This is a genomic window from Flavobacterium sp. MAHUQ-57, from assembly GCF_051908335.1.
Lineage (GTDB): Bacteria > Bacteroidota > Bacteroidia > Flavobacteriales > Flavobacteriaceae > Flavobacterium.
In genome coordinates, this window is record NZ_JBPZTE010000007.1 from 1563773 (window position 1) to 1578225 (window position 14453).

The window sequence follows — 14453 nt, forward strand, 5'->3', positions numbered from 1 at the left end:
AGAATGAAATTACGTTTACTAGCGTTGGTAGTATTGTTTACCAACCTGATTTTTGCACAGAGCTTCCATGATACTCAAGGAAAACTTGAGATTTCATCTGGAGGGCAAGCAATGTATACCCTTCCCATTGCAATGCCGCCAAGTATTGCTGATGTTGGACCAGTGATTAATTTGATCTATGCTAGTGGTCAACCCAGTGGTATAGCCGGACAAGGCTGGAGTATCAATAGTATTTCGACAATTGCCAGAATGGCAACACGTCAGGATATAGATGGGTTTAAGGATGGTGTTGATTTTGATGACAATGATAAACTGGCTTTAGACGGCCAGCGTTTGTTGTTGAAATCGGGTAGCTATTGGGCAGATGGTTCAATATATGAGACCGAAGTGCAATCGAATACCAAGATTGAATTGAAAAAAAATGGTGCAGCGATTTATTTTATCGTGACGACACCAGACGGTTCGAGAACGTGGTATGGGAATTATGGAGGAATGGATGCAACGGATGCTACTGCTTTTTATGTAGTACGCTTTGAGGATGCCAATGGTAACTTCATGAATTATGTATATGGGAAACCTCAAAATAAAGCCCTTTGTGTTACAGAAATACAATTTAGTGGAAATACGATTACTAATCCCACTACTTTGAATAAGATAGTTTTTACTTATGATCCCTTGACTCGAAAAGAAAATGCTTTTGTTAAAGGAATCAAGGTAGAAAAAGCCGAGATTTTAAGAAAAATTGAAGTTTATACTAATAACCAGCTTTTCAAGCGATATGTACTTACTCATTTGACAGATGCTCAGGGGTATCAGCGTGTATCTCAGATACAGGAATTTAATGGAGCTTTGGAGGCAGCCAATCCAGTACAGTTTGAATACAATACGACGAATTCAGGAGCGACGGTTGTTACTACTCCTTATAATGACAGTGTTGAGCTTGATTTGAATGAGAAGCCAGACGTTACAGGTGATTTTGACGGAGACGGACGGATGGATATTGTTGATGGTAAAAATGTATTTAGCCAATTGTTTCGTGAAAATAATAGTTTAATTTATACTTTACCCGCCTATGCAGAGAATAGTTATAAGTTTGCTGCAACTACTTTAAGTAATGGTAAATTAAATCAAAAACAATCCATAGTGAGTGTTGATGAAACTCTTGGTACTACCACTTTTAAAGTGCACAACTTGGATAATGGATCGTTTGTCAATTCATACAATAAGACTATTGATATAGACAATAGTACACAATGTTCTGATAATTGTACCGTATTTGAATACGATATCGATGGGAATATATTGGTTGGCCCGGGTTATCCGGTTTCACAATGTCAAGGTGTGGTTCCTCAAAAGAAAACCAGTACACGTTATTTAGAAGGGGACTTTAATGGTGATGGAATATCGGAAGTGTTGATTTTAAGTTTTCTGGAATTAGATGCATACAATCCTGACGAGCCCAGCTTAAAAGTTGGAGAAGTAAAAAAAGGTTCAGATCAGCAAAATAGGATTGATCAACCTCCTGGAGGATGTCAATGGACTCGTTCTACTTCGGATTATCCAGTAGAAGTTCGATTGGTGGATTTTAATCCAAATACCAGTTCTGTATTAGGTTCTGTTGGGAATTTAAGTATTCCTAACGGTTTGATTTTGGGCTCGGGTGAACGTTTTGTGGCCGATTTCAATTCGGATGGCAAATCAGATATTCTTGTGATAAACAAGGATAAGAGTTATAAAGTTTTTGGACTGAAACAATTGACATCTGCGCCTTGGATTGAGTTTGAACTTTTGGGATTCGGATCCATGGAAAATTACAGTGTTCAAAAAGCCAAACTTTTTGGGGACTTCAATGGTGACGGTAAGACAGATATCATGATGCCGGATGCCGATGGAAAAGGATGTGATAGTTGTACAACATGGCATATTTATTACAGTAATCCAAACCCGGCAGGAGGATCTTTATTTACAAAGGAAACGATAACCAATACTATTTCTTATAGACCTTATACTGATAATAGTGATTATACTTCTCAGTGGCACAGAACGACTTATTATGCTTTGGATATTAATAAAGATGGAAAGTCTGACCTTGTAAAAGTTTGGATGCGCTTATATATTCCGTGTGAGACTTGTTACATGGATAAAGATACCGAATGGAGAGCATACGGCTATATTAATAATTTAGGGTACGGCACAAATACTTTTACAGAAGATTATGTAACCCCTATTAATCCCGTACAAGGAGATGAACAGAATACGTTTCCTATTCCGATTGCTTCCAATTTTAGAAATGGCGGATTGGAGAGTGATTTGATCGTAGTGAGAGAGCATGATGCTTTTGCTAAGAAAGTTTATTTTGTTGATTTTAATAAAGACAACTCAAAAGAGATCCTTCTGAAGAAAGTAACGCAATCCAATGGTGCGATTGTAGATGAGATTGAATATAAATCTATGGTTCCTGCTGAAGGAACTAACGATTTGGGTTCTCAGAATGATTTTTATTCTTCTACTGAAAGCTTGTACTATCCGCTAGTGGAATTGAAAAGAATTCCAACCAGTTTGTTGGTGTCAAAAGTAACCAATACCTCTTTGGGTGTACAAAAATTACAAGATTACCGTTACCACGGTTACGCTTTAGATTTAAGTGGAAATGGACCTTTGGGCTTTTTGAAGACAGCCAGAAGTAGTTGGTATAAACTTGGAGATAAGAAATTATGGAATGTTTCTGAAATTGACCCTTTATTACGAGGCGCCAATAAGAAGACGTATACGCAGTTGTTGAGTACGGAATTTACATTTTCGGACGCCACTACCAATCTGTTGACTAAAGTCGAGAATACATATTATCCACCAACAGTAGATCCAGTGACCAAAAGGTATGTGTTGTTGTTGAATAAAACGAAAAATACCGATGTTCTGACGAATGTGATTACGGAAACTGTAAATGATTCGTATTCGACGGATTATTTTTTACCCACTAGTGTAACCACAAAGAATTATTTAGGTAGTACTCTTCAAGGCACAACAAATGTTAGTTCGGATTTTCATCCAGCCAATGTGGGTGGAGCGGGTAGTGCTTACACGCTTGGAAAGCCAAAAGAAATTACGAAAACGACAACTGCGTATGGTGATACAAAAATCAGTACTGATAAATTTACGTACACTGGGGCTAATTTGACCAAAACAGAAAAATCAATAACAGGTTCTTCTGTTGTCATTGTGGAAGACTTTGTATATTTTAACAATGGATTGCTTAAAAACAAAACGATAAGTGCCACGGGTACCACGGTTCAAAATGCTGTATCGCCAAGGACTACTTCGTATACCTATGATGCGACCAATCGTTTTGTGAAGACAATAACAGATCCGGAAGGATTGGTGACAACAAATAATACGTATCATAGTTTATTTGGATTGGTTTTGAGTCAGACAAGTGGCTTAGGGCAAATCACGACTCATGAGTATGACAATTGGGGTAAAAAAACTAAGTCAACAGACTTTTTGGGTAAAAGTATAATCTATGGATATACAAGAACGGGTAATGTTTATATAACTAACGAAACTTCAGATGACGGTAGCGGTGCTATTGTTGAAAGTGATGCTTTAGCCAGAGTAACCAAAAAGGGATATAAAGATCTTAATGGTAATTGGATTTATACTTCCACCGAGTATGATTATTTAGGGAAACAAACCAAAGTGAGTGAGCCTTATTCGACATCAGCGAATTTGTGGACTACTTACGAGTATGATGAGTACCAGCGACCGGTAAAAGTGACACAGCCAACCGGTAAAGTGATTGCGACGACTTATTCGGGATTGACGACAACGGTAAACGATGAAGTGATGGCTAAATCGAAGACTGTAAATGCTAATGGTCATGTGGTTGCCACTACAGATACACCGGGAGGAACAATACAATTTAAATACGATGCCTTGGGTAATCAAATCGAATCGGATTATGCGGGGATAAAAATAACAACCACTTTTGATGTTTGGGGAAGAAGAACATCTTTGAACGATACTTCAGCAGGATTGTATACTTATGAATACAATGCTTTTGGAGAGCTACTGAAAGAAACCACGCCTAAGGGAAATACGGCTTATGTGCTAAATGCTGTAGGTAAACCGATCACTAAAACGGTGTTGGGAGCAACAGCTGCGGAGGCTACCAATATAACCAATACGTATACTTACGATCCAACTTACAAATGGTTGACCCGTATTGATGTGGTGAATCCGAATGACGGAAACAGTAGTTATGCGTATGCCTATGATACTACTACGAAACAGTTAAAGCAATCGATAGAGACTTTACCGTATGCGACTTTTACTAAGAATTTGACTTTTGACGGATTTGGAAGAGTAGCTACCGAAGAAACGATTGGTGTGGCACACGGGAAAACCAGTGCAAAAACCATCAAACACGAATATAAGAATGGTGCCAAATGGAAAATGCTCGACGGTACAACTGTGATCTGGCAGGCCAATACGGCTAATACCAGAGGACAATTGACGGGAGCTACTTTAGGTAACGGGATTACTATTGCCAATACCTATGACCAGTATGGATTCCCGACGCAGATTAAACATGATTTGGGTACTACAAACCCAGTGAATGTGATGACTTTGAACAATGTGTATGATGTTAAGAAAGGAAACCTGACTCAGCGTTACACGAGTTTGTTTGATTTGACCGAAAAATTTGAGTATGATACCTTGGATCGTTTGGTGACCTGGAACGGTGCTAATGTGAATATCCTGACTTTACCGTTCAATACGACTACGGATGGCTTTACATTCAACGGTACCAGTACGACAGGTTCGGTAAGTAATTCGGCAGGTACCTTAAAAGTGGTATTGAAAAACCCATGGGTGGCGGCACAGCGTACTTTGCCAACAGGATTTGTTTCCAATGATATTGTGAATGTTAAAGCGACGATTACCAATAAAACAGGAACAAGTGGTGTGATTGTGAATGCAATCATGGTGGAGACCGATCCGAATAATGCCAACAGTTGGGCGGAATATTATTTAGGCCCGATTGAAAACGGATCGTTTGATAAGAATTATACGGTGAGTAATTTTGTTAGTCCGAATCCATTGCTATCTATAAAATTTGTAGTGGATGAGTCTAGCCCAGAAGGCACCAACGGTGGTGGTATGGTTCTACCGAATACAACTTTCTATGTTGATAATTTCAAACTGGAGAAAGCCAGTGTGGTGACGCAACAGTATGATGACCGTGGTCGTATTACTCAAAACGGAACAGGAACCTATACGTATTCCGATACGGCGCATCCATATCAGAATACCGGTATCAAATCGATGAGTGCCGAAGATAAGGCTTATTTTGAAGCAAGAGGCAATCTGAATATCACGTACAATGCTTTCAAAGCACCAGTACAAATAGAAGAAATCGGGAAAGACAAGCTGAGTTTTGCTTACAATGGGATGTTGGGACGCAGTGCCATGTACTATGGTAGTACAGCTACCGATAAGCTGTCACGTCCGAACCGTCGTTATTATAGTGCCGATGGTAGTATGGAAATCAATTATAACAATGGTGTTGTAGAATTGGTGACCTACGTGGGTGGTAATGCTTACAGTGCGCCAATTGTGCTGAAAAGTAATGGAACGACTCAAAATTATTTTTACCTTCACCGTGATTATCAGGGGAGTATCGTAGCGGTAACCAATGCAACGGGTGCGATTGTAGAAAAACGTCATTTTGATGCTTGGGGCTCGGTAGCTAAAGTGCAAGATGGGGCAGGCAATATCTTGACCAAATTAACGTTCTTGGATAGAGGATATACCGGACACGAGCATTTGCAGAGTGTAGGTTTGATTCACATGAATGGTCGATTGTACGATCCGAAATTGCACCGATTCCTGCAACCGGACAATTATGTACAAGACCCGTATAATACCCAGAATTATAACCGTTACGGTTATGTTTTGAACAATCCGTTGAAATATACGGACCCAAGTGGCGAAATTTTGGCGCCGATATTAATTGGTGCTGCTGTCGGGTTGGGCTCGTATTTTGTGACTGCCTTTTTGAACCACCAACCGTTTACCTTCATGGGCGCGGCTAAAGCTACTTTTATTGGAGGTTTGAGTGGTTTGGTTACTTTTGGAATTGGTGAATGGGCGCAAAATACCATTACCAATTTTTATTCAAGGGCGGCAATGCAGGCTTTGGCTCATGGCTTCTTTCAAGGAAGTATGAGTGGCATCCAAGGCGGGAACTTTTGGGTTGGCTTTGCGAGCGGAGCTTTGGCAAGTATCGCTTCAAGTGCTTGGAGTGGTGGTAGTACTTTTGAAACTACTGGTGATCTCACGGAAGAATTTGTCCATAAAGGAATTTCTGGGGCTATAGGATTACAAAATGGAGCAGGTACTATATTGTTTGGTACAATTACTGGTGGAGCTGCTGCAAAAATAACGGGAGGTAATTTCTGGAAAGGAGCAGTAACTGGTTTAATGGTAAGTGCATTAAATCATGGATTGCATGGAGGGGAAACCTCTAAAAAAAATTATTCACATAGACAGTGGAGAACTGATAAAAATGGAAATGTAACAAGTGAGAAACTTGTTTATTTTAAATCATCAGGGAAAGATAGACTATTATATGAACAAGCGGTTTCAGAACCTTTAGTAGATAATGTTTTGTCGGTATACGGTCATGGAAATACTCATAATTTTAATTTCCTTGATAGTGTTACTGATGTTGATGCTTTAATGTTGAATGATAGTGCTATGTATCGCAATTTTGTGTCAAATGGAGGTAAATTGACTATGTATTTAAAATCTTGTAATACAGGTAATTATAGTCAAGGTGGATTTAGGACGATCTCAGAAGATTTAACACATTTGAGAAGAGGGATGCTTATTTATGCACCTCGTGCATATTGGATGTATGATGGTAGTATACAAGGAGATGCAGGTTATAATATGTTTATTAATGGTTCAAAAATTGGATGGGTACAAAAACCGTAATTATGAAATTAATTTATATTGTGAATTGTTTATTTGGTTTGATTTTAATGACTTCTTGTAATAAGAAAGATGAAGGTAATATGAATTACTTTGATTTTGATGAATTAGAATATTACCATAAGAACATAACTCAAAATGCCATTTTGGCTGAATATGAGAAATCCAAATCTGCTAATTATAATGAAAATTATTTAAAAATAGTTGAAAATGAGTATCCTTCAAATTTGAATGATAAGGAATTTATCACCGATATAATTAAGTTTGGTTATCAAAAGAAGCTATTAGAAAAATCAAAATACAATCAAATAGATCAAGTATTTAGTAAAAATGATTGTATAGAATTAACAACCAGTGGATGTATTCCAATTTATAGAGATATCTTTATTTTTAAACAAAAAGGAAAAATAATAGGTGTTGCGAAAGTATGTTTTGAATGTAGGATGGCTCATATAGTTGGCTCAAAACAAAATTGGGATTATTTTGGTGAATGTGGAGATTATGAAAAATTAAAAGATTTGATTAAATAAAGAGAGTGCTGAGATCCCCCCGCTGCGCAAAGTCTCCTGACTTTGAGCAATAATAAAACAAAAAGCTATAACAGAAATGTTGTAGCTTTTTTATTAAAAAAAGTGATTTATTATATTTGAAAAAACTCAAAGCAGGCAGATTTTGCCTAGCGGGTGTAAATGCAAATCAGATAATTTTGCAAAGAGGTATTATACAGAGAGACGGTCAACTACCTATGACCACATTTAGATTAACTAATACAAAAAAAATGTATGAGATTCAAAATTATTATAATTTTCTGTTTGTTTACATTTTTGATTAGTTCTTTTGATTCCAAGAATAGTTTTCAAGATGATGAAATTATTCTATGGTCATCTGATAGAAAATTAACATGGAGTGATTTTAAAGGAGTTGTTGACACGTCTAATGTTTTTATTGGAGCGATGACTTACGCTGAAATCAAAATAGAAGGTAGTTATTTAAAAGACAGTATTCGTATGTATAAAGTTGGGTGTTATTTTCTTAAGAATAAATCATGGCACATTGTGAATGACAGCTCTTCATTATCACATGAGCAGCTTCATTTTGATATATCTGAACTTTTTGCAAGGAAGATCCGTAAATCTTTTGACAGTTTGTACGTGAAAAGGATTGTTGATGTAATGAAATATGAAAAAGTCTTTAACATGCATTTGAACAATTGGGATAAGTATCAGGATTTATATGACAGTGAAACTCATTACAATGAGAAAAAGCAATTGTTTTGGCAAAAGAAAATTGCTGTTGCATTGACTGCAAGTAAAAAATGGGAGTATATTGCTGAAAAGTAAGCTTTTAGGCTTAGTGCGATTGAAAGTAAAAGTCATGAATGCAGACTGTAAATCCAACGCTTTCGGGAATTTCTTTACTGTCTCTCTTTCAGAACTGAAAAGTTGTGGCACTTTTTTTATTTCAACTATTTTGCCACAAGTTTTGTTGTGGCACTTTTTTTTTAAAAAAAGTTTTTGCAACAAAATCCGTGGTTGAATTTTAAAAATTATTTTTTTGCCACAAATTGTAAGAGAGGACAAACAATGCAAACCGATAGCGAGGATTTGCACTCGAGAGCAGCGACAGCCAGAGGAATCCGTCCCCAAAAAAAGGAAAGAAAAACTACAAACCCAATAGCGCATGAATGATTTCCATGCCTGTCAAGAGAATAAAAACAAAAGCTATAACTTAAGTTATAGCTTTTTTTATGATTGAGACTACAATTAGTTGTATTGCTAAATTGACAAATCATAAATTCAAGCAGATTAAACTAGAAAGAAGACAGGTTGGTAAAAGAGCGTGACGTTTGGTTTCTATCCTATTGCAATACTTGCCTTGTTTAAGTTAAATAATGACAAAGGCTTTATTTTCGTGGAAAAATAATGATACCTTTGCACCGTTAAACTCTGTAACATTTTGTTACAGAGTTTTTTTTTATAAGAAAATTACCCTATGAAATTGAAAATTGCCCTATTGTTGTTGTTAACAGTGTCTATTGCGTATTCCCAAGGGGAAGCCAATATCTGGTATTTTGGTGACAAGGCCGGATTGGATTTTAATTCCGGAAGTCCGGTTGCTTTGACTGATGGACAATTAAACACATTAGAAGGGTGTGCGACTATTTCTAATGGTAGTGGGCAGTTGTTACTTTATACTGACGGGAGAACAATTTATAATAAAAACCATCAGATTATGCCAAACGGTACCGGCTTGTTAGGACATAATTCCTCTACACAATCAGCAACCATAGTGCCGCTACCGGGATCCACCCATTTGTATTATGTTTTTACGCTTGACATTGTAACCGGTATTGGTGGTTTTCGCTATTCTATAGTTGACTTGAATTTAAATGGTGGATTGGGCGATGTGGTTGCTTCTGCTAAAAATGTACTGGTTTATGTGCCTTCCTGTGAGAAAATTTCCGTAGTGCGCCATGCCAATAATATCGATTTTTGGATTGTCACTCATGGCTGGAACAGTAGTACTTTTTTTTCTTATCAGCTTACTCCTGGTGGATTGAATACAACTCCGATTCAAAGTAATGCGGGGTCTTTTGTCAGCAATTCCAATGATTACAATTCTATGGGGTATATGAAAATATCTCCCGATGGATCTAAATTGGCTGCTTGTAATATGTTTTTGAATACTGTGGAATTGTTTGACTTTAACAATGCCACAGGAGTGATTTCCAACCCGGTTACGGTAATGAACGATTCCAATTATGTGTATGGTGTGGAATTTTCGCCAAATAGCCAAGTGTTGTATGTTGGTGTTGAAGGTACACAATCTCTTTATCAATTTGATCTAACGGCTGTCAATATTGATTCTACCCAGTTTTTTTTATATCAATTCCCTTATAGATTAGGGGCTTTACAGTTAGGGCCAGATAAGAAAATTTATATCGCTCAATTACTTTCTAATAAACTCAGTTCTGTTCAAAATCCAGATGTGGTTGGTGTAGGCTGTAATGTTGCTTTGGATAATGTTGATTTGGCAGGAAGACTGTCAAAATCTGGTTTGCCGGCTTTCAATCAGTCTTTTTTCTTTACACCCGCCATTAATTTAACCAATGCTTGTGTGGGAGCCAATGCCCAATTTACACTAACTACCAATCAGACGTTAGTGAATGCCGTTTGGGATTTTGGGGATGGGTCACCAACTCAAAACAGTATTGCTGGGAATCATACCTATGTCGCTCCCGGTACTTATACTGTTTCCGTAACCGCTACGAGCAATGTGGGAACTACAGGAACCAAAAGTAGAACAATTGTTATTTCTGCCGTGCCAACCGCTACGCAACCGACAGATATGTTGATATGTGACAGCGACAACAATGGATTGTTTACTTTCGATCTGACTTCAAGAAATGCGTCCATTCTAAATGGACAGGATGCCAATCAATATTTGATTCGTTATTTTGCTAATGCGACAGATTATGCGAATAATGTACCTATTGCTACCCCGAATGCTTATCCTATTACCACAGCGTACCAACAACAGACGATTATTGCTGAAGTGTATAATGTGGCTAATCCGGAGTGTAAAGCCACAACAACTTTTGCTATTGATGTGTTTGATACGCCAAGACCTGCAGCAACAATTGCTCCCTTGGCTTCATGCGATACTACTAGTTTTGGAACCGATACCGACGGGCGCGTTCGCTTTGATTTGACGCAAAAAGCGACTGCAATTTTAAATGGACAGTCTGCATCGCAATTTAGTATTGCTTATTATACCGATGCGGGAATGACGAATATTGTTGCTGCTCCCAATAACTATGTAAATACGAATCCTACCGAAACAATATATGTGAAAGTTGTGAATGCTGATAATCCCAACTGTTTTGCAACCACATCTTTTGCTATCGAAGTGTTTTCGTTGCCAACAGTTACTCCTCTTGTTTCTTTAAAACAATGCGATGACAATACCGACGGTTTCAGTGCTTTTAATTTAGCGGAAGCCAATGCCTTGGTTTCAGCCAATTACCAAAACGAAACATTCAGCTATTTTGAAACGGCAGCGGATGCGCAAAATAATTTAAATCCGATTACGAACTTTACGGCTTATACTAACCAAGTGGTGAGTAATGATATCGTTTATGTAAAAGTAACGAATACTTCTGGTTGTTTCCGAGTGGCACAACTGAATCTGAATGTATCCACTACACAAATACCACCGAATTTCACCCGTAATTTTACAGTGTGTGACGATGCGGTTCAAGGAACTACTACCGATGGCATCAGTAGTTTTGATTTTAGTAGTGTAACAGGTCAGATACAGGGAATTTTCCCGGTGGGTCAGCAATTGATTATTACGTATTACCGTAATCTGGCTGATGCGTTGGCGGAACAAAATCCGATTACCGATACAGCGAATTATAGAAATATAGGCTATCCGACTACCCAGAACATTTACATCCGCGTGGACAGTGCTGTAAATAACGATTGTTTGGGACTGGGACAGCATATTACTTTGAATGTGGAGCGTATTCCGATTGTGCAGCCGCAAGTATTGCAAAATTGTGATGACAATCAGGACGGACAGTTTGGGTTTGATACTACGAATTTGCAGAGTGATTTATTGGATGGGTTAACGAATGTGACTGTGGCTTATTTTGATGCCAACAACAATCCGTTACCAAGCCCGTTACCGAATCCATTTGTTACAGCATCACAAACCATACGTGCGGTGGTGACTAATGCTACGCCAACTGCTTGTACTTATAGCACGACGATTCAGTTTATCGTGGATGATTTGCCGGAAGCCTTTGCTATTCCAACTTCATTGACTACTGTTTGTGATGATGAAGTGAATCCGGCCAGTCAGGACGGAAAGTATGGTTTTGATACTTCTACGTTTCAGAATACCCTATTGGGAAGTCAAACTGGAATGACAGTGTACTACTTCGATCAGAACAATACTCCGCTGCCGAGTCCGTTACCTAATCCTTTTGTTACCGGAACCCAAAATGTACGCGTAGAAGTGGTGAATCCGGCAAACACCAGTTGCAAGGCGATTTATACGATTCCATTTGTTGTACATCCTCTGCCTGCTATCAATTTGAATGGTGATGAAATTGTATGTAACGAACTGACGATTACCAAAACCTTGGATGCAGCGATTACAGATGCTACTCCGATTACCGATTATACCTATGTATGGTCTAAAGATGGTGTTGTCATTCCTGGCGAAACTGGCTATACGCTGAATGTAAATCAGGAAGGAAGCTATACTGTGGCAGTGACCAATGCAGAAGGTTGTTCACGAACGAGAACGATTACTGTAGTGGCTTCTGATTTGGCTGCTATTACCAATGTAGAAGTGCGTGATTTGTCTGCCAACAATTCCGTTGTAGTGACTGTGTCGGGCAATGGGAATTATGTTTATAGTTTGGATGGTGTAAATTTCCAAACCTCCGCTACCTTTGATCATGTCCCGGCTGATGTGTATACTTTGTATGTTCAGGACTTGAACGGCTGCGGTACGGCGACTATGGAAATCAGTGTGTTGGGCATTCCGAATTACTTTACACCAAACGGTGACGGTTATCATGACTACTGGAATATGGAAGGACTTGGACAGCGAACGAATGCTAAGATCCTAATCTTTGACCGCTTTGGTAAGCTTATCAAACAAATCAGCCCGCAAAGTCAAGGTTGGGATGGGACTTACCTTGGGAATCCATTACCGGCTGCCGACTACTGGTATACCGTAGAATTGACTGATGGCCGTATTTTGAAAGGACATTTTGCATTGAAGCGGTAATTATAGCTGCAAGTCCTTAGTCCTTGGTAAGAGTAGTCAATTATTAGTGGTGATTTACCGTTAGTATAAGGATTTAAAAGGCTGTAAATAGAAATAGCTAAAAAGCCCTGCATTTGCAGGGCTTTTTAGCTATTATATTTTCTTCCGCATCCTTGCTACCGGTATGTCCAGTTGTTCGCGGTATTTGGCTACTGTTCTTCTGGCAATTGGGTAACCACGTTCTTTTAACATATCTGCCAACTGATCGTCGGGCAATGGTTTGTTTTTGTCTTCTTCGGCAATAACCTGTTCCAGTATCTTTTTGATTTCGATTGTGGATACTTCTTCACCTTGATCGTTGACCATGGCTTCGCTGAAAAAGTCTTTCAATAACTTGGTTCCGTAAGGCGTGTCTACATATTTGCTGTTGGCTACACGAGAAACAGTAGAGATATCCAGACCAATCATATCGGCAATGTCTTTTAAGATCATTGGTTTTAGCTTGGTTTCATCGCCGTCAAGGAAATATTCCTGTTGGAAGTGCATGATGGCATTCATGGTAACAAATAACGTCTCCTGGCGTTGTTTAATTGCGTCGATGAACCATTTTGCCGAATCCAGTTTTTGTTTGATGAATTGTACTGCATCACGTTGGGCATTCGATTTGTCTTTCGAGTCCTTGTAGGTTTTCATCATGTCCTGGTAATCCTTGGAAACGTGAAGCTCTGGAGCGTTACGTCCGTTAAGGGTTAATTCCAGTTCGTCTTCTACGATTCTGATGGCGAAATCAGGAACTACGTGTTCGGTTATTTTGGAACTACCTGCAAAAGAGCCACCCGGTTTTGGGTTGAGTTTTTCGATTTCATCAATCGCTTTCTTCAATTGTTCTTTGGTAATCGAGAACTTTTGCAATAGTTTATCGTAGTGTTTTTTGGTAAAGGCATCAAATTGATCTTCGATGACTTTAATGGCCAATTCTACAGATTCTGTCGGTGTTTTATGTTTCAACTGCAGCAGTAAACATTCCTGTAAATCACGTGCGCCTACACCTGAAGGTTCCAATTCGTGAACAATGGATAGAATTTTATTGACGGTTTTCTCGTCGGTATAAATGCCTTGAGTAAACGCCATATCATCCACAATATCCTGTATGCTGCGGCGAATGTAGCCCATGTCGTCGATACTTCCGACTAAAAACTCGGCGATATCTCTTTGTTCATCGGTTAGGATGAACGTGTTCAGCTGATTGATTAGGTCTTGATGGAAACTAACCGGTGCTGCAAAAGGCGTGTCGCGGTCTTCGTCATCGTCACTATAGTTGTTGGACTGTGTTTTGTAATCAGGTGTTTCGTCGTTGCTTAAGTATTCGTCGATATTGATTTCGTTGGCGTCAATGCTGTCGCTATCATCAAAATCATCGTACTCATCATTGTTGTCGAATTCGTCTTTCTCAAACTTGTCTTCGCTATCGATATCACCACCTTCCAATGCCGGATTCTCATTCATTTCCTCCATCAAGCGTTGTTCAAAAGCCTGAGTAGGCAATTGAATGAGCTTCATCAACTGAATTTGTTGTGGAGAAAGCTTCTGTGATAATTTGAATTGTAAGTTTTGTTTAAGCATTCTATTGTGTTTGTTGTTTTGTGTTTTTTGTTAGTGGAAGAACCACTAAC

The 14453-nt window shown here is 38.6% G+C and carries 5 protein-coding genes; 4 read left to right on the top strand and 1 reads right to left on the bottom strand.

What is annotated here, in order from left to right; translation table 11 throughout:
- Positions 1-3: 3 nt before the first annotated feature.
- The 4 genes from ACS8MM_RS15085 to ACS8MM_RS15100 all read left to right on the top strand — a co-directional run bounded on the left by ACS8MM_RS15085 (position 4) and on the right by ACS8MM_RS15100 (position 12801).
- Positions 4-6999, top strand: a complete 6996-nt coding sequence (locus ACS8MM_RS15085) for an RHS repeat-associated core domain-containing protein (RefSeq protein WP_379718454.1) — start codon at positions 4-6, stop codon at positions 6997-6999.
- Between the two features lie 2 nt (positions 7000-7001).
- Complete coding sequence (locus ACS8MM_RS15090; protein ID WP_379718457.1) at positions 7002-7526, top strand: hypothetical protein; 525 nt, start codon at positions 7002-7004, stop codon at positions 7524-7526.
- Positions 7527-7778: 252 nt separating this feature from the next.
- Complete coding sequence (locus ACS8MM_RS15095) at positions 7779-8336, top strand: DUF922 domain-containing protein (RefSeq protein ID WP_379718460.1); 558 nt, start codon at positions 7779-7781, stop codon at positions 8334-8336.
- 652 nt (positions 8337-8988) lie between these two features.
- On the top strand, positions 8989-12801 hold the full coding sequence (locus tag ACS8MM_RS15100; RefSeq protein WP_379718463.1) for a T9SS type B sorting domain-containing protein: 3813 nt from the start codon (positions 8989-8991) through the stop codon (positions 12799-12801).
- A gap of 132 nt (positions 12802-12933) precedes the next feature.
- On the opposite strand, the gene rpoN is transcribed toward ACS8MM_RS15100, so the two are convergent.
- Positions 12934-14403, bottom strand: a complete 1470-nt coding sequence (gene rpoN, locus ACS8MM_RS15105; protein WP_379718466.1) for an RNA polymerase factor sigma-54 — start codon at positions 14401-14403, stop codon at positions 12934-12936.
- Positions 14404-14453 lie beyond the last annotated feature (50 nt).

Excerpts from the sequence above, each read along its gene's own strand:
- ACS8MM_RS15085 (WP_379718454.1), top strand. The coding sequence starts at position 4 with ATGAAATTACGTTTACTAGCGTTGGTAGTATTGTTTACCAACCTGATT.
- ACS8MM_RS15090 (WP_379718457.1), top strand. The coding sequence starts at position 7,002 with ATGAAATTAATTTATATTGTGAATTGTTTATTTGGTTTGATTTTAATG.
- ACS8MM_RS15095 (WP_379718460.1), top strand. The coding sequence starts at position 7,779 with ATGAGATTCAAAATTATTATAATTTTCTGTTTGTTTACATTTTTGATT.
- ACS8MM_RS15100 (WP_379718463.1), top strand. The coding sequence starts at position 8,989 with ATGAAATTGAAAATTGCCCTATTGTTGTTGTTAACAGTGTCTATTGCG.
- rpoN (WP_379718466.1), bottom strand. The coding sequence starts at position 14,403 with ATGCTTAAACAAAACTTACAATTCAAATTATCACAGAAGCTTTCTCCA.